Source organism: Mycobacteroides sp. LB1, from assembly GCF_013449725.1.
Taxonomy (GTDB): Bacteria; Actinomycetota; Actinomycetes; order Mycobacteriales; family Mycobacteriaceae; genus Mycobacterium.
Window position 1 is genome coordinate 1917436 of sequence record NZ_JACCFF010000001.1, and the last position, 16353, is coordinate 1933788.

The 16353-nt window shown below is 63.4% G+C and carries 16 protein-coding genes; 2 read left to right on the forward strand and 14 right to left on the reverse strand.

Going from position 1 to position 16353, the window contains the following annotated elements; genetic code table 11:
• Positions 1 to 26: 26 nt before the first annotated feature.
• Positions 27 to 1118, reverse strand: a complete 1092-nt coding sequence (locus MLB1_RS09310) for a phosphotransferase family protein (protein ID WP_180749352.1) — start codon at positions 1116 to 1118, stop codon at positions 27 to 29.
• A gap of 113 nt (positions 1119 to 1231) precedes the next feature.
• On the opposite strand from MLB1_RS09310, the gene MLB1_RS09315 reads away from it, so the two are divergent.
• Positions 1232 to 2518, forward strand: coding sequence for a nucleoside permease (locus tag MLB1_RS09315; protein WP_180749353.1), 1287 nt, complete (start codon positions 1232 to 1234; stop codon positions 2516 to 2518).
• Positions 2515 to 3345 (forward strand): tyrosine-protein phosphatase, encoded by an 831-nt coding sequence (locus MLB1_RS09320; protein WP_180749354.1) that lies wholly within the window; start codon positions 2515 to 2517, stop codon positions 3343 to 3345. The genes MLB1_RS09315 and MLB1_RS09320 overlap by 4 nt, the downstream gene beginning before the upstream one ends.
• Before the next feature lie 23 nt (positions 3346 to 3368).
• Here MLB1_RS09320 and MLB1_RS09325 read toward each other — a convergent pair whose 3' ends face one another.
• The 13 genes from MLB1_RS09325 to MLB1_RS09385 form a co-directional block, all read right to left on the reverse strand.
• The gene (locus MLB1_RS09325; RefSeq protein WP_180749355.1) at positions 3369 to 3848 is read right to left on the reverse strand and encodes a DUF456 domain-containing protein; all 480 of its coding nucleotides are present in this window, start codon (positions 3846 to 3848) and stop codon (positions 3369 to 3371) included.
• Between the two features lie 12 nt (positions 3849 to 3860).
• Complete coding sequence (locus MLB1_RS09330) at positions 3861 to 4601, reverse strand: hypothetical protein (RefSeq protein WP_180749356.1); 741 nt, start codon at positions 4599 to 4601, stop codon at positions 3861 to 3863.
• 44 nt (positions 4602 to 4645) lie between these two features.
• Complete coding sequence (locus MLB1_RS09335) at positions 4646 to 6016, reverse strand: MlaD family protein (RefSeq protein WP_180749357.1); 1371 nt, start codon at positions 6014 to 6016, stop codon at positions 4646 to 4648.
• Positions 6013 to 7191: an MlaD family protein gene (locus tag MLB1_RS09340; RefSeq protein ID WP_371750598.1), complete on the reverse strand. Its 1179-nt coding sequence runs from the start codon at positions 7189 to 7191 to the stop codon at positions 6013 to 6015. The genes MLB1_RS09335 and MLB1_RS09340 overlap by 4 nt, the downstream gene beginning before the upstream one ends.
• Before the next feature lie 56 nt (positions 7192 to 7247).
• Entirely contained in the window at positions 7248 to 8387 is a 1140-nt protein-coding gene (locus MLB1_RS09345) for an MCE family protein (RefSeq protein WP_180749359.1), read from the reverse strand.
• Positions 8384 to 9409 carry an MCE family protein gene (locus MLB1_RS09350; protein ID WP_180749360.1) on the reverse strand — a complete coding sequence of 342 codons (1026 nt, stop codon included), beginning with the start codon at positions 9407 to 9409 and terminating at the stop codon, positions 8384 to 8386. Before MLB1_RS09350 ends, MLB1_RS09345 begins: the two co-directional genes overlap by 4 nt.
• The gene (locus MLB1_RS09355; protein WP_180749361.1) at positions 9406 to 10458 is read right to left on the reverse strand and encodes an MCE family protein; all 1053 of its coding nucleotides are present in this window, start codon (positions 10456 to 10458) and stop codon (positions 9406 to 9408) included. Before MLB1_RS09355 ends, MLB1_RS09350 begins: the two co-directional genes overlap by 4 nt.
• Positions 10455 to 11987: an MCE family protein gene (locus MLB1_RS09360; protein WP_180749362.1), complete on the reverse strand. Its 1533-nt coding sequence runs from the start codon at positions 11985 to 11987 to the stop codon at positions 10455 to 10457. The genes MLB1_RS09355 and MLB1_RS09360 overlap by 4 nt, the downstream gene beginning before the upstream one ends.
• Positions 11962 to 12822 carry an ABC transporter permease gene (locus MLB1_RS09365; RefSeq protein WP_180749363.1) on the reverse strand — a complete coding sequence of 287 codons (861 nt, stop codon included), beginning with the start codon at positions 12820 to 12822 and terminating at the stop codon, positions 11962 to 11964. Before MLB1_RS09365 ends, MLB1_RS09360 begins: the two co-directional genes overlap by 26 nt.
• A 9-nt stretch (positions 12823 to 12831) precedes the next feature.
• The gene (locus tag MLB1_RS09370; RefSeq protein WP_180749364.1) at positions 12832 to 13698 is read right to left on the reverse strand and encodes an ABC transporter permease; all 867 of its coding nucleotides are present in this window, start codon (positions 13696 to 13698) and stop codon (positions 12832 to 12834) included.
• A 356-nt stretch (positions 13699 to 14054) separates the two neighbouring features.
• Complete coding sequence (locus tag MLB1_RS09375; protein ID WP_180749365.1) at positions 14055 to 14501, reverse strand: MaoC family dehydratase; 447 nt, start codon at positions 14499 to 14501, stop codon at positions 14055 to 14057.
• Entirely contained in the window at positions 14501 to 15463 is a 963-nt protein-coding gene (locus MLB1_RS09380; protein WP_180749366.1) for an NADPH:quinone oxidoreductase family protein, read from the reverse strand. Before MLB1_RS09380 ends, MLB1_RS09375 begins: the two co-directional genes overlap by 1 nt.
• Positions 15460 to 16326 (reverse strand): SDR family oxidoreductase, encoded by an 867-nt coding sequence (locus MLB1_RS09385; protein ID WP_180749367.1) that lies wholly within the window; start codon positions 16324 to 16326, stop codon positions 15460 to 15462. The genes MLB1_RS09380 and MLB1_RS09385 overlap by 4 nt, the downstream gene beginning before the upstream one ends.
• Positions 16327 to 16353: the final 27 nt, after the last annotated feature.

Here is a 16353-nt window from a genome sequence, read left to right on the forward strand (position 1 = left end):
CGAGTCGGTGAATTTGTTCCTTGATGCTAGCCAGCGGGCGGGATCAGGCTGCGAGCTACCGAAAGCAGTCTCGGAACACCCTGTTCCAGCTCCGCGAAGAACGGGTCATCGGTGGTACCGGCGAGGTGCCGTTGGTACGACACCTCGAGCAGCGTGGCGAGTTTCCACCCGCCCAATACCTGGTAGTAAATCAAATCTTCTGGTGTCCAATAGCTTTGGTCGCCGGTGCGGGCGCTGCGGTAGGCCTCGGCGATCTCGGCATGAGAGGGGCAGCCTTCCTGCGCTGTCACCGATCCGGTGAGCTCCGCCATCGCGACCTCCCCGCCCGGTTCTGGGGTCATGTACAGCAGGTACCCCAGGTCGGCCAGCGGATCGCCGACAGTCGCCATCTCCCAGTCCAGTACCGCGGTGACCCGCGCCGTTGCGGGGTCGACGAGCACGTTGTCCAGCTTGTAGTCACCGTGCACCACGGCTGCCGGGCGATCCCCCGGGTAGTTCTGGGTAAGCCATGCGGTGATGGCCGTGTGGTCCTCCAGATCACGACCGGTGGGCAGCTCCTTGATGGACTCCCATTGCCCGCCCCACGTCTTCAATTGCCGCGCCAGATAACCGGATTCACGTCCCAGCTTGGCCTCCACCAACCGCGTGGGATCGGCATTGTGTATCTCGGCGAGCGCGACCGCCAGGTCGAGGACCAGCTCACGCCGTATCGAGCCGACGAACCACTCCGGTGAGACCTCCCTGATCACCTCGCCCTCCTGACGTTCCATCAGGTAGAACGGGGCGCCGAAGATCTCGGCATCGGTGCTGGCCAGCGTGACACGCGGAACCCGCACCTGCGCAGCGCTGAGCGCGTCGAGCACCCGGTACTCACGCATCACGTCATGCGCGCCGGCCTGCAGCCGACCGAACGGCGGACGCCGCATAATCCACTGCGTATCAGAGGTTCCCGTGACCACATAGGTCAGGTTCGAATGTCCGGCGGAAAGCCTGCGTACCGTGACCTCCTCCCCCAGCTCCCGGTTGAGGTACTCCAGCAGGCTCGGCGGAATGGCATCGGCGTCGAGCGTCGCGTCGCCGATGAGGGGTTCTGACGAAGAGGACACATCCTTGTGCATGACACATGTTTACCTGACGGCCTAAACCCCGAGACAGGCGATGGGGCGTTCTTTGCTTGTCGGGAACCGATTGCGCTGCCAACTGCGCCGACGTCCATCACTATGGGTACTCAATGAAGATGTCCACCCGCCTTGTCGTCATGAACTTCCTGCAGTTCTTCGTATGGGGAGCATGGCTGCTGACGCTTGGGGCGTACTGGTTCAACAACAAGCACTGGTCGGGTGCGCACTTCGGGGCCGCCTTCTCCACCATGGGCATCGCCGCAATCATCACGCCGCCGATATTGGGCGTGATCGCCGACAAATGGGTCAACGCCGAAAAGCTTTACGGAATATTGCATCTGGGCGGGGCAGCGGCACTCTTCAGCCTGCCCCTGGTGACCAGTCCCACGACCTTCTTCTGGGTTCTGCTCCTCAACATGCTGTGCTACATGCCGTCACTGTCTCTGTCGGTCACCGTCGCCTTCAACGCTCTCAAGAACGTGGGCAAGGACACTGTCACCAGCTTCCCGCCGATTCGGGTATGGGGCACGGTGGGATTCATCGTCGCCCTGCACACCGTGAGCCTGCTAAACCTAGAAACCTCGGCCGGTCAGTTCTATGTCGCGGGCACCGCGGCGGTACTTCTCGGGCTCTTCGCCTTCACCCTGCCGCCGTGCCCGCCGAAGTTCGATCGCGCACACAGCACCACATTCGCCGACAGATTCGGGCTCACCGCGTTCACACTGTTCCGCCACCGCAAGATGGCGATCTTCTTCATCTTCGCGATGCTGCTCGGCGGCGCCCTACAACTCACCAACGCCTACGGCGATACGTTCTTGCACGACTTCGCCGATGTCGACGCCTACAGGAACCTCTTCGCCGTCGAGCATCCGGCCATCATCATGTCCATCTCGCAGATCTCCGAGACGCTGTTCATTCTGGCCATCCCATTCTTCTTGCGACGCTTCGGAATTAAGACGGTCATGCTCATGAGCATGGTGGCGTGGACCCTGCGTTTCGGCCTGTTCGCCTACGGCAATCCCGGGGACGGGCTCTGGATGATCGTGCTGTCCTGCATCGTCTACGGGATGGCCTTCGACTTCTTCAATGTTTCGGGCCAGCTATTCATCGAGGATCAATGCGGTCCCACCATTCGAGCGAGTGCACAGGGCCTGTTCATGCTCATGACCAACGGGTTGGGCGCCATGCTGGGCAGCCTGATCAGCGGAGCCGTCATCGAGTACTTCTTCACCAACCCCGACCACAGCAAGAACTGGCATGGCATCTGGCTGAGCTTCGCTGGATACGCACTGGTGGTGGCGATCGCGTTCTTCGTACTGTTCCGCCACAAACGGGGTGAAGGCATCAGCAGAGACCCCGAAACCCCGGAAACACCGACCGCTACCGTGGGGGTGTGACGATCTCCAGCACCGAATCGACTGCCTCCCCCGCCGACAGCACGGTAGAGGGCATCTGGAACTTCCGGGACGTCGGCGGTGCAGATTCTCCGGTCACTATTCAGCCTGGCGTACTGTTCCGATCCTCTGAGCTCAGCGGTCTGACCACGGCAGGTGCCCAGACACTGCGGGCGTACGGCGTCACCGACCTGTACGACCTGCGCAGCGCCACCGAGATCGAGCGCACCGGCCCCGACCGGGTCGACGGTGACATCCGGGTGCATGAGGTTCCGTTCGCCGCCCCGGTGCCCGGTGAGGAACGTGCACCGCATGAGGTCGCCTATCGACAGATGATGATCGAGAGCGTCACCTCGGGCCGCGGCCCCGACCCGGCGCTGCAGGTGAACTTCATGCTGGCCGAGTACCGCCGGTTCGTCGAACTCCCCGGCACCCTCGTCGCCCTGAAGGCAGTGGCCGATCAAATCGCCAACGGCGCAACAGCTTTGGTGCACTGCGCCGCAGGCAAGGACCGCACTGGCTTCCTCATTGGGATTGTGCTGCATACGGTGGGCGTCGACTACACCGATATCGCCGCCGACTATCTCCTCAGCAATGCGGCAATCGGGGCGATGCGGGCCCATATCTCGGCACAGATGTCCGCCGCCGAACCCGAGCTCGCACAGACCATGGCATCCATGCTGTCCGATGAGGTGCTCGGCGTCCGCGAGGAGTACCTCGACACCGGATTCGGCCAAGTCACAAACGTTTTCGGATCTCCCGAGGCGATGCTGAAGGCCGCCGGGATCGACGGCGAGGGCCTGACCGCGCTACGGACAGCGCTCACCTAACCCTCGCTCGCAGAGGAGAGAAATCAGGTAAGCACGGCGCCGAGCCAGATTCCCGCCGACACCATCGCGCCAATCATCTCGATACCGATCGAGGTGGCAACCGCTTTCACCGCGGTGACGGTGGCTCCCCATGCCTGCTTCTGGCTGCTGCGTCGAATGAACTCCGCGAGATAAATGCCAAGCACGAAGCCGATCACCAACCCCACCACCGGGATCACGAAGAACCCGATGATCGCCGCGATCCCGCCAAGCACCAGGCTGAGAGTGGGTACCCCCGCTTCACGCATGCGCTGAGCGGGCCACACATACTTCACCACCATGGTCACGATGGCCAGCGCCACCACAATTCCGAGAACCACCCAGGCCTTCGTGGTCGATTCGAACAGCGCCCACGCGCCGATGGAGAGCACCACCAACATGGTTCCGGGAACCATGGGCACCACGATGCCGACGATCCCTACGGCAATCCCCAAGGCGACAAGCAGTAGCCCACCGACAGTCATCGGATGCGGGTCTTAGGCCAGCTCGACGTCACTGGCGAGCCAGCGTCCGTCAATCTTCTCCATCGTCATCTGGACTCGGCTGCGGTCCATGCGAGCGTCCGGCACCGCGACATTGGACACCGCTTGATCGATGAACAGGAGCACCTCAACCTTGTTCGGTGTTGCCGACTTCACCGCGGAGTCCACGACAACGCCACGCGAACTTGCCTTGTTCTCCACCAGGATCTGCCGCAGCTGCGCACTGGACTTGCCGTACATGTCTTTGAACTTGCCTGTCGACCCGTCCATGGTCTTGTTGTAGTTGTCGTCAAGCTTGGCGCTGTCCACGTTGGTCAGCACACCGGCGAATTCCTGTGCCGCGATCAGTGCCTCGCTAGAGGACCGCTCTTCGATGCGCTGCTCTTCGTAAAGCCGCCCCACGACGGCCGTGCCGGCGGCGATGGCGATCACGGCGACCGCGGCCGCCGTCCAGGTCAGATGGCGGCGCTGGAAACCGCCCGGCTTGTCCTTGTCTTCGTCATCCGGTTCGAGGCTGATGTCCTCGTCATCGGAGTCATCGGCACCCTTCGCAGACGCCTCCGCATCGAAATCGGCGACCTCTTCGACAGCGGCGTCCGTTGCCTCGTCCGCCGTAGCTTCGGCTTCCTCGGTCGCCGCGGCCGGAGCCGCCTCGACCTTCTTGGAGTCTGCGGTATCCGCGTCTTCCTTAGCAGCCGCCTTCTTGGCGTCCTTGCCGACAGCGTCATCTGCCATGGTTGTGCTCCTTGCGCGTCTTACTGGTACCGATCCGGGCGTGCCTAACGTCCGGTAGGTGAAGTATTACCGAAACCGGGCGGTGGCGCGGGCGCCTCGGGAGGCAAAGGTGCATCCCCAGGGATCGGGAGAGGCCACTGAGGTCCACCATACGGCGTCGGAACGGTCCACTTGCCCCGTGGCGTCGGATCGGACACCTTGGCCAGATCCGCGTTGGACGGCGGACCCGCGGTGTCATCGTCGGCCGGACGCGGTGCATTGCGAGCCCCGCGCACCAGCACCGCTGGATCCGGGTTGGCGCAATACGTGGAGTACAACGCCGGCTCGTAGAAACTGGCGTCCGATACGGGCTTCCGCGGCGTCGCGTAATCGCACGTCGGCCGCGGGTACAGCAGGTCGGCCAGCGCCCAGATGGCGCCGTCGTGGAAGATCGACGCCACGCTCTCCAATGTTGATCCACGCACCTCCGGCCCGGGGAACAGCGCATTGAGTGCGGGGACACGCACGTAGTTCAGCTGCGCAACCGTGGCGAGATTGCCCAGCAGTTGCACCATGGTGTCTGAGTTGTCGGCGAAGAGGTTGTCCACACCGGTCAGCGCCTTCGGGGTGGTACCGAGCAATGTCCGGAATCCACCGTCCATCTTCTTCAGCCCCGCGAAGGTGCTGCCCAGCTGCTGGCCGGTGGCATCCAGGCCCGAGTTGAGGTCGACGAGGGTCGAGAACGTGACCCTGCTGGACTTGAGCAGGGTCACCGTTTCCGGCAGCACACCATCGAGGGTGGTGATGAGGAAGGTGCCGCCGTCGAAGATATCGGCAAGCTTGTCCGGACCCTGCGCACTGACGCCGATCTCCTTACGGATGACGCTGAGCTTGTCCGGATTGAGCTGTGCCAGCAGACCATCGGAGTCGGCCAAAACCTCTGCGAGGGTCATGGGAGTGGTCGCCTGGCCCAACGCGATGACACCGTTGTTCCCCAGGAACGGACCGGCGTTGGTCGTCGGACGGAAGTCAAGGTATTGCTCACCGGCAGGCGAGAGCCCGGAGACTCGCACCTCGCTGCCGACCGGCAACTTCACTCCGCCATCGATCGACGCCGTTGCGACCACGCCGCCCTTCTCGAGGTTGACGGACTGAATCCGGCCGATCGGCACCCCGCGCAGTGTGACTTCCTGGTTGGGCAGCAGCCCGCCACTTTCGTGTAGCTGCACCTTCACCTGGTACTTGGACTCGATCGGGTTCACCTTCAAGGTCCCGAACATCACGTATCCGACGCAGATGACGAGGATCGCAACCAATCCGACCACGGACAGCCACTTCCAGCTGCGCTTGAAGACGTCGGACAGCGCCAGCAGTCCGCGGGAAATCGATTCCAGCAGACCCCCGGACTGGGCCGGCCTCACCTCGGGCGCGGTCATCGGCCCGGTCCCGGCTCGGGTGCGGCCGGCGCGGGAGCAGGCTCCGGCGCCGGAGGATTCGGCGCAGGCGGGTTCGGACCCTGACCCACGACCCGCTCCTGCAGTCGGTACAGCGCGTACTTGAAACTGCCGACGAGGTAACCCCAATCCGCCTGCTTGGGACCGTGGAATGTCGGGTCACCCTTGTACCCGGCATCGGGCCAGTTGCCGAGTGCCAACTTGGCCATGTTGACATCGACGGCCAGTGCGCTACCCGCGTTCGCCTTGACGGCAACTGGTATCAAACGGTTCAGCGCGACCAGGCTGGTGTCCGGGCTCGTCGCGATGTCGTTGAACCCGCGCGCGATCGAGTTGAAGTCGGCGATCATGCTGCGGCTATCGGTGCCCTGGATCGACGGGAATTTCGACAGCTGATCGGAGATGTGCCCCACGGTGTCTGCGAGGTCGCCCACCTGATCTGGATCGATCGCATTCAGTGCCGGCGCCGAGGATTCCAGCAGATCGTTGATCGTCTTCTCCCGAGACGACAGTGTCGACGCCAACTGGGAGGTCTTGTCCAGCGAGTTCTGGATCTGCGCCGAACGGCCGTTGAGTGTGCCCATCAGTTGATCGGACTGCTTCACGATGTTGCCAAAGACGATGCCGTTGCTACCTTCACCGCCGGAAGACTTTCCGAGTCCATTGACCAGGTGCGTCAGGTTGCGGATGACACCGCCGTTGACGAGCACGGCCGCGGAGGCCAGCACGCCCTCGACCGTGGCGGCCGATGACGTGCTCTCCAGGTCCAGGGTGCCCCCGTCTTTGAGGAGCTGACCGGTCGGTTTAGCCGGCGGCGTCACGGCGACGAACACGTCGCCAAGCGGGGTCGCCGTACGCAATTGGGCGGTGGTTCCGACGGGCAATCGCACACCCTGCCGCACCCGCAGCTGAACCACTGCCACATAGTCGACGGCCTCCATCGACTCGACCTCGCCGACATCGGCACCGCCGAGACGCACCTTGGCCTTCGCGGGCAGGTTGAGTGCGTTGGCGAACCGCGCAGTCAGCTTGTAGGACTCCGAGCCCATATTGGGGGCGGGAAGCGGGAGGCTGTCGAGTCCCGGTGGGGAGCAAGCAGATACGGCGAGAACACCGACCGACGCGAGAGTGGCGAGCCTCAGCTTCGAAATTCGCATCCGTGTCCCACGCTCTTCGCGCATGCTGGGGGTCCCTCCCGCCTGCGGGCGCCTCATCACTGCCCCATCCTGGTCATGCCGTCGAGCATGTACGTCAGCCCGAAATCGGGACCGTAATCGGCCAGCGTCCCGGTGCTGCATCCAAGCTGCCGCAGACCCATCATGTTGCAGATTTCCTTGCTGAACTGGCTCTCGAGCAGCAGCTTGTCCAACATCGGGTGCAGTCGGATCGACCCGTTCACCGGGTCGATGGTGCGATCCAGGTTGTCCAGCAGCAGCGGCAGCAGATCCAGGGTTTCCTTGAGCTCGCGCTGGTTGTCGGTCAACGACTTCACGGTGACGTTGGCGTTTCCGAGCAGACCCTTGATGACGTCACGGTTCTTATCGATGAGCTCGGCGGTGTTCTTGAGGACCTCGTTCGCCTTACGTCCCGTGGTGCCAGTCCCGAACCGCTCGGCGGCCAAGACCTCGGAGGTGCCGTGTACAGCAGAGCCGAACTGACGAATTGCCTTGTCATTCTCCGACATCGCGTTCACCAGCGAGCTCACGCTCTTGATGATGGTGGAGAGCTGGTCCTTGGTCTCGGCGCCGTCGGTGGTCATCTTCAGCGCCTTGGACAATTCGTCCAGGGCGGTCTTGACCTGTTCGCCGTTACCCGAAGCGGCCTGTGCGCCCACATTGACGAGGTCCGCGACCGGACCACCGCCCTTGCCGTCGCCCTTCATCGCCGAGCTGAGCTTGTCGACGGTGGCGAGCACCCTGTCGAATCCGACAGGAGTACGGGTGCGGTCGAGTGGGATGGTGTCGCCGTCCTTGAGCACCGGCCCCTCGGTGTACGGCGGGCTCAGTGCGACGTGCCGGTCGGTGAGCACCGAGCTGGTGAACGCGGCCGCGATGACGTTCGCCGGCACCTTCACGTCCCTGTCGACGTTGAACTTGACCTCAACGTAGGTGCCCTTGGCCGCCACCGATTCGATATTGCCCACCGGCAGTCCAAGCACTTCGACGACATTGCCTACGAAAAGGCCGGACCCCTCGTCGAATTGTGCGGTGACGGTGATCTTGTCATCCACCAGGCCGGCCTTGCGTAGACCTAGGTAGCCGCCGATCAGGGCCAGCACCGCGAGGACGGAAACCGCGCCGACCAAGAACACTCGGCGAGCCTTGGAACCCTGCTGGGTCACGTTCACGCTCATGCGCAGTCCTTGAAGTACTCGAGAAGGCCCCACTGCTGTGAACGGCTGCTGATCGCGCACATCCAGTTGTCGACGACCAGACCGTTGTTCAGGTTGATGTTCATGGAGTACGCCGAGCCCGTCGCATTGGTCAGGTTGCGTAGCGGTACGGGCAGGATCTGCAACAGGTTTCGCACGTAGTCGTCGTGGTCACTGGCCATCGCCGTGACATCCTTGAGCTGCCGCAATAGCGTCTCGAAGGCAGGCCGGTCCTTGACGACGACCTTGCTCAACAGCTCGACCACCTTGGTGATCGATCCCATCAGGCGCTGGAACGATGCCTTCCGGGATACGAACTCCCCCAGCAGATCCCGGCCCTGGAACACCAGGTGGCCGAGGTTCGCCTGCTGCCGATGCAGCGTCGAGGTCACGGTGGACGCACTCTTGAGCAGCTCGCCGATCTGTCCCCGCCGGGTGGTGACGATCCCCGACAGCTCCTTGAGGTTTTTCATGGCGTCGGGCAGTGCCTCGGGCAGCCCGTCGAGCTGTTTGGCCAGGATGTCGATGGACTGCGCCAACTTGGCCGTGTCGACCTGTTCGTAGGTGGCGGCCGTGTCTGCGAGCAACGCCTGCAGGTCGTAGGGCACCTCGGTGTGCGACAACGCGATTCGCTTGTTCGGGATGACACCCGCGCCACGCGGACGCAGCTCGATGTACCGCGAGCCGAGCAGTGTGGTGGTCTTGATCGCGGCCTGCGTCTCGGAGCCGAGCTTCACCTCGTCACGCACCCGCATGTCAACGAGCACCTTGGTGCCATCGAGCACAACGCTTTTCACCTCGCCGATGTCCACACCGGCGACGCTGACGTAGTCGCCCGCCTTGAGCTGCGCCGCCTGGGCGAACTCGGCCTTGTACCGGGTGTACCCGAATCCGATCTGGCGGTAGAGCAGCATCGAGGCAATGATCGCGGTGACGACACCGACGGCGATCATGCCGATCCAGAACTTGCTGCGATCCTCTAACGTGCGTTCACGGGGGCTCATTCGATCCCTCGGCATTTCGGTGTGTACTTCGCGACGCCACCGTTTGTGGCGTGCCGGACGATCGCGGGAACCAGGTCGTTGAGTCCCGGGAAGAAGCCGTTGATGTTCAGCGCGCAGGCGTACGAATTTCCGTATGCGCCATCCTGAGTCGTACGAGCCAGACCCTTGAGCAGCAGCGGCAGGTTGGAACCGAGGAACGCGAACTGGTCTTGGTTGGCCAGGATGTGCGCGGCCGCACCGGGCTGGCGGTAGAGCATCTCTTGCAGCTGCGGGTACACATTGTCGCCGATGGTTTGGATCCGGCTCACCACATGCGTGGCCGAACCGATGGAGGACACCAGGCTCTGGCGACGGTTATCCAGCTCGCCGACGACGTTCTGACTCTGGACGACGAGCTGGTCCAGGTTGTCGTTCTGCTTGGCGACGTTGTCCAGGACGGTGTTGAGGTTGTCGATGAGCTGACCCAGCGACTGATCCCGTCCTGCAAAGGATTTCGTAATCTCGCTGGTCTGCGCGACCACATGGGCCAGCGCGCCGGTGTCCCCGGAAAACGCGTCGATGAGCCCGTTGGACAGGTTGTCGACCTGCTTCGGGTCAAGCAGCGTGAACAACGGCTCGAATCCGTTGAGCAGCGCGCCGACGTCGAAGGAGGGCTCGGTGCGCTCCACCGGGATCACGCTGCCCTCGGCCAGACGCTCCAGACTACCCTCTAATCCTCGGGACAGCGAGATGTACCGCTGACCGATGATGTTCTGGTAGGTCACCGAGACAATCGAGTTGCCGTACAGGTTCTGGTTGCTCTTGACCCGGAACTTCAGCTTGGCGAGTGCGCCGTCCAATTCGATCGAATCGACGCGGCCCACCCGCACACCGGCGATGCGCACGTCGTCACCGGCTCGTACACCGGTGACATCGGTGAAGATCGCGGTGTAGCTCTTGGTCGAGCCCGTGGTGTCACGGAGCAAGGTGCCGTACACCAGAGTCGTCACGCCGATAGCGAAGACAACGAACAGCGACAGCCCGATCACTGCGACCCGGAAGTTCTTCATCGTCCACCCCCCTGTGCTGGATTGGGTTGGGCGACATCAGCATCCGATGCGTCACGACTGACCGAGATTGCCGTCCCACGCGCCACCGGACCGAGGAGTAGCTGCTGCGAGGCGCTCGGGTCCCCACCCAGTGCCTTGCCGAGCTGCTCGCGTTCGATTGCGCTTCCCACTGGGCCGACGTTCCCGCCGAACGAGGCCGGAGCCACCCCGGCAGGTGCGGGGTTAGGCGGTGGGCCGAAGGGCGGCAGAACCGGATTGGCGGCCCTGTCGGACTCCTGCGGGTTCGGGCCGGTGCCGTGCAACATGATGTCGGCGGCCGTCGGCGGGAAGATCGTTCCCGCAGGCGGGGCGATATCCGGCGGCGGCTTGTAGCTGCCGGGCTGGAGTACCTCGGGGATGTCGATCCACTGACGCGTCTCGGGTGCGGTCGTGCAGCTGGGTCCGGCGAGTTCGCCGTACCGCGGGCAGTCGTCACGCACGTACGTCCAGGCCGGGGTAAACGACAGGATCAGGTTGAGGCCGAGAACCTGGCGACCCGGATCCCAACCATTGGCGAATATCGCATCCGACAGCACCCTGATACGTGAGGCGATCGGTGTGAACTTGTCCGAGTGCTGTGCGAGGACTCCGACGACCGGGGTCAGGTGGGTACCGATTCCGATCATCTGGTCGATGTGGTTATCAATGGCGGTGGCGGCTGTACCGGTCGTGTGCAAGCCCGCCGAGAGCAGCCCGCGCACATCGGATTGCTTCTGGGCCAGGGTGCGCAGCGGCACCAGGGCGTTCTCCAGATTGTCCAGCAGCCGCGGCGAGGTGGTGCTGAGCGCTTCCGTCATCTTCTCCAGCGCGGCGATCGTCGAGGGATCATTGGGGCTGGCGGTGACCATAGCGTTGAACTCGGTGAGGATGCTCTGCAGCCGCGCACCCGAGGTCAACAGCTTGTCACCGCGTCCCTGGGTGGCCTCCCCAAGTACGCCGATCAAACCGATCGGCGGATCGCCCCGTTGCCGTTCGGTGGCGGCGAGCACCTGGCGCAGCTTGTTGGTGGTGGTCTGGAACAGCACCGTCGGCAGTTTGGTGTCCTCGGAGATCACGGCGCCGTCGCGCACCGCTGCGCCGTCACCATTGTCGACCAACTGCACCGAGGAGACCGCGAACACATTGCTCGGCACCACGCGCGCGGTGACTGTGCTCGGAATCCCTTGAGCGTGCTCCGCCTTCAGGTCGATCTGCACGATGTTCGGCTTGCCATCCTCGGCAGGGATGACGGAAGTGACGGCGCCGACGAGCATGCCCCGGAACTTCACGTCGGCACGCTCGGGCAGGCCGTCGCCAACGTTCGTCAGTTGTGCCTCGACCTTGACGGTGTCTTCCAGGTAACCCTTGGACTTGGCCAGCAACAGGCCCGTCACCAACGCGAGGATGGTGAGCACCGAAAGACCGCCGAGCAGCAGGGCACGGTCGGACCAGCCACGTCCGTTCGGGGAAATCGAATTGCTCACATCAACCACCGAACCTTGCGCCGGCATCGACTCCCCAGAGCGCCATGGTGAGAAGCATGTTCACGATGATCACGACGGTGATGGCCGCGCGCATGGCGTGCCCCGCGGCCACGCCCACGCCTTCGGGCCCGCCCGAGGCGTTGAATCCGAAGTAGCACTGGATGGTCGAGGCGATCCACACGAAGATGACGGCCTTGATTACCGAGTAGACGATGTCGGTGCCGCTCAACATCATCGTGAAGTAGTGGTCGTAGGCGCCGCCGATCGAGCCTCCGCTGGAGATCCCGACGAGCAGGCGGCAGGTGATGTAGCTGACGACGAGGCACAACAGATACAGCGGGACGACCGCGACGGTGGACGCCAGCAGCCGCGTCGTCACCAGGTACGGGATGGGCCGGATCGCCAGCGCGTCCAGCGCGTCGATCTCCTCGTTGATGCGCTGGGCGCCCAGCTGCGCGGTGAACCGGCAACCGGCCTGCATCGCGAAGGCGAGGGCAGCCATCACCGGCGCCAGCTCACGGGTCGACACCAGGGAAGAGATGAATCCGGTGGCCGGGCCCAGGCCGATGATGTTCAGCAGGTTGTAAGCCTCGATACCGATCAGGGCGCCGATCGTGCCACCCAGTACGGCAGCGACGCCGACCGTTCCGCCACCGGTCACCAGCGATCCGTTACCCCAGGTCACATCCCCCAGCAGCCGGAAGAACTCCTTGGAGTAGTAGCGCAGGGTGTTCGGGATGGACGCGATGGCCTCCACGAAGAACGCCAGCATGTGCCCGAGACGACGAACCGACTGGCCGACCTTATGCCCGGCGTCGATGATCGGCTGGACGCCCTTGGGGCGATATGCGGAGATAGTCATGGCGCGCCCTTATATCCCGTGTCTGGGGAAGACCATGACGTACACCTGGCTGACGAGCACGTTGACCAGCATGAGGATCAGGATCGATTCGACGACGGCGGCGTTCACCGAGTTGGCGACCCCGGCCGGACCGCCCTTGGTGGTCAGCCCCTTATCGCACGCGACGATGGCGACGATGAGACCGTAGAGAATGGCCTTGAGCAGCGCCAGAATCAGATCGTCGACTCGGGTGAACGAGGCGAAGGTGGCGACGAAGCTGCCAGGCGCGCCGTGCTGGAAATACACGTTGAACAAATAACTCGCCAGGAAGCCGACGAAGCAGGTGGTACCTGTCAGCCCGACGCCCACTAGGACGGCTGCGGCGACGCGGGGCACGACGAGCCGTCGGATCACCGACACACCCATCACTTCCATGGCGTCGATCTCTTCGCGCATGGTCCGTGATCCCAGGTCCGCGGTAATGGCCGAGCCGACCGCGGAGGCCATCAGCACCGCAGCCACCAGCGAGGCGCCCTGGCGCACGATCGCGACACCACTGGCCGCACCGGCCAGGGAGGAAGCGCCGACCTGGCCTGCCAACAAGGCGAACTGAATGGAGAGAGTGACACCGATCGGGATCGCGACGAGCAGCGTCGGCACCACCGCGCTACCGGCCATGAACGCACCCTGGTGAATGAATTCCTTCCACGGGAACATGCGGTGGAAGAGATCGGAGAACATGTACTGCATCGACCGGATGCCCAACACGATCTGGCTGCCCGCGGTCTCCACCGCCTGCACCGGATGCTTGCGTACGTACTCTTTGAGGGCGCCGGATACCGCATCGCGTGAAGGCGTGGCCGACCGCGCCGGGCGTGTCCCCTCGAACGTGGTCATCGTGCACTCACGATCGAATGCTCGGCGGCAACACGTCCGTGTGCTGGCAGACCCACCTGATGCCCTCTCGTCCCAAACCTCTCGGGCCACTATCTTCGCTGGTCACAGAGAAAGCGAGGCCCGAACTGAGCAGTAACATAACACCTGACTGACGTGATCTACACATCGTCGTAGATCACGGTGAGATTTTCGACACCCTGCACTGTTGGGTGTCCAATCAATTGACAAAGCCTCGGTCGCGATTCTATTGGGCGAGAGTAGGTATCACGCCTATGACCTTGTTGTTCTTCGCCTCTTGCGATGGAGCGCATGAAATGCCCTGTGCCCCCGGACCGCTAACGCGGCACTCAGACGCACTACGCGATGTACCGCGAAATCGATTCGGCCACACAGGCCGGCTTGTCTGCGCCGTCGATCTCCACGGTCGTCAAGATCGTCACGTCCACGGCACCGGGTTTCTGATCGACGTTGGCGATCTCTCCTCGGGCCCTAAGCCTCGATCCCACCCGAACCGGATTGATGAATCGAACCTTGTTGTAGCCGTAGTTGATTCCCATCGAGATGTTGTCGACACGGATTAGCTGCAACTGGAACTGCGGCAATAAGGCCAAGGTGAGCAGCCCGTGGGCGATGGTTCCGCCGAACGGACCTTGAGCGGCGCGTTCGGGATCTACATGGATCCATTGGTGATCGCCGGTCGCGTCGGCGAAGGTGTTGACGCGCCCCTGGTCCACCAAAAGCCAATCGGTGGTACCCAGGTCGCCGATGGCGACCTGGGCGATTCCGTTGAACACCTTGGCCATTACGGAACCAATACCATCTTTCCGAACACCTTGCCGTCGGCGAAGTCTTGAAGCGCTTGACGCCCTTCGGACAACGGCACCCGCGCACTCACGGGTGGCCGCATGCCCTCCGCCACCAGCTTCTCCAGCCCTGCCTGGGTTTCATACAGGTACTCCGAATGCGTACGCAGGAACTCACCCCAGGCCACACCGACCAGCGAGGCGTTACGCAGCAAGAGGCGATTTACCTTGATTGTCGGTATCGCACCGGCCGCGAATCCGACGACCAGCAGCCGTCCTTCGGAGGCCAGCGTGCGCACCGCATCGTCGAAGGCGGGTCCACCGATCGGGTCGACCACCATGTCGACACCGATGCCGCCGGTCGCCTCCCGCACGGCCTTCGCCCAGCCCTCTTCTAGCGGCAACACGATGTCGGCACCGACGCTCTTGACGAATTCCGTTGCAGCAGTCCGGTTGACCACGGCGATGACCTTGGCACCCATGCCCTTGGCTATCTGGATCGCAGCGGTGCCGATTCCACCTGCCGCACCAAGTACCAGCACCGTCTCCCCGGCACGAAGCTGTCCGCGGCGGGCATAGGCGAAGTACATGGTGTGGTAGTTCGCAATAAGCGCGACGGCCTCGGCATCGTCCAGCTGCGGCGGGGTGGGCAGGATGTTGGACGGAGCCACTGCCACGCGTTCGGCATATCCGCCAATGAAATTGAATGCCATCACCCGGTCACCGGGATTGATCCCGGAACCCTCCGGAGCCGATCGCACCACTCCGGCGGTTTCGATCCCCGGGACGAAGGGCGGCTCCATCTTCAGCTGGTATTCGCCCTTGGTCATCAGATAGTCAGGAAAGCAGACTCCCGCGGCCTTGACGTCGACGATGACGACGTTGTCACCGCGCGGCTCCTCAACATCGGTGTAGACCAGCCCCTCCGGGCCCGACAGTGACTGCGCCTGTATCGCTTTCATGCGAGCGACGGAGGGCCGGCCTTAACGGCATTCGACAAATCGGCGATCTGCGACCACTTCGCCGCGACATCGTCGACCGTCGGCGGTGCATCGAAATCCGCGCCGGCATTCTCGAACAGCGCGACGCGTTGCACCTTGCCGCCGCCGACCACGAAAACCGAACCGTTGTCAGTGCTTTCCTCGGTACACAGGTATCCGACGACCGGGGCCACGAAGGACGGGGGCAGCTTGTCCAGCACCGCCTCGGGGGCGATATCGGCGGTCATGCGGGTGGCTGCGATCGGTGCAATCGCGTTGGAGTGGATGTTGTACTTCGCACCCTCCAACGCGAGGGTGTTGATGAGCCCGACGAGACCGAGCTTGGCCGCGCTGTAGTTGGCCTGCCCGAAATTGCCGAACAATCCGCTGGTTGAGGTGGCGACCACGATGCGCCCGTAGCCTTGGTCCCGGAAATGTGACCAGGCGGCGCGGGTGATGTTGTACCCGCCGTACAGGTGAACCTGTTGCACCGCATGCCAACCGTCGTAGGTCATCTTGTGGAACGTGCCGTCTCGCAGGATGCCGGCGTTGCTCACCACACCGTGGATGGCCCCAAACTCGTCGATGGCGGTCTTGACGATGTTGGCGGCACCTTCTTCGGTGGCGACGCTGTCGTAGTTGGCGACGGCGCGGCCACCGGCCGCCTTGATCTCCTCGACCACACCGTCGGCCATCGCCGAACCGGCTCCAGATCCGTCGCGGGAACCGCCCAAGTCGTTGACGACCACCGAGGCACCCTCGCCGGCCAGCGTGAGCGCGTACTCGCGCCCCAATCCCCCACCGGCTCCGGTCACGACAATTACCCGGTCTTGCACTCCCGGCATGCAGAACTCCTATTCACTTGGCACATC

Bases quoted from the DNA above. Each gene is read 5' to 3' on its own strand.
- MLB1_RS09385 (WP_180749367.1), bottom strand. From the start codon at position 16,326: ATGCCGGGAGTGCAAGACCGGGTAATTGTCGTGACCGGAGCCGGTGGG.
- MLB1_RS09325 (WP_180749355.1), bottom strand. From the start codon at position 3,848: ATGACTGTCGGTGGGCTACTGCTTGTCGCCTTGGGGATTGCCGTAGGG.
- MLB1_RS09335 (WP_180749357.1), bottom strand. From the start codon at position 6,016: ATGACCGCGCCCGAGGTGAGGCCGGCCCAGTCCGGGGGTCTGCTGGAA.
- MLB1_RS09360 (WP_180749362.1), bottom strand. From the start codon at position 11,987: ATGCCGGCGCAAGGTTCGGTGGTTGATGTGAGCAATTCGATTTCCCCG.
- MLB1_RS09375 (WP_180749365.1), bottom strand. From the start codon at position 14,501: ATGGCCAAGGTGTTCAACGGAATCGCCCAGGTCGCCATCGGCGACCTG.
- MLB1_RS09345 (WP_180749359.1), bottom strand. From the start codon at position 8,387: ATGAGCGTGAACGTGACCCAGCAGGGTTCCAAGGCTCGCCGAGTGTTC.
- MLB1_RS09310 (WP_180749352.1), bottom strand. From the start codon at position 1,118: ATGCACAAGGATGTGTCCTCTTCGTCAGAACCCCTCATCGGCGACGCG.
- MLB1_RS09355 (WP_180749361.1), bottom strand. From the start codon at position 10,458: ATGAAGAACTTCCGGGTCGCAGTGATCGGGCTGTCGCTGTTCGTTGTC.
- MLB1_RS09370 (WP_180749364.1), bottom strand. From the start codon at position 13,698: ATGACCACGTTCGAGGGGACACGCCCGGCGCGGTCGGCCACGCCTTCA.
- MLB1_RS09365 (WP_180749363.1), bottom strand. From the start codon at position 12,822: ATGACTATCTCCGCATATCGCCCCAAGGGCGTCCAGCCGATCATCGAC.
- MLB1_RS09380 (WP_180749366.1), bottom strand. From the start codon at position 15,463: ATGAAAGCGATACAGGCGCAGTCACTGTCGGGCCCGGAGGGGCTGGTC.
- MLB1_RS09315 (WP_180749353.1), top strand. From the start codon at position 1,232: ATGAAGATGTCCACCCGCCTTGTCGTCATGAACTTCCTGCAGTTCTTC.
- MLB1_RS09330 (WP_180749356.1), bottom strand. From the start codon at position 4,601: ATGGCAGATGACGCTGTCGGCAAGGACGCCAAGAAGGCGGCTGCTAAG.
- MLB1_RS09340 (WP_371750598.1), bottom strand. From the start codon at position 7,191: ATGCGAATTTCGAAGCTGAGGCTCGCCACTCTCGCGTCGGTCGGTGTT.
- MLB1_RS09350 (WP_180749360.1), bottom strand. From the start codon at position 9,409: ATGAGCCCCCGTGAACGCACGTTAGAGGATCGCAGCAAGTTCTGGATC.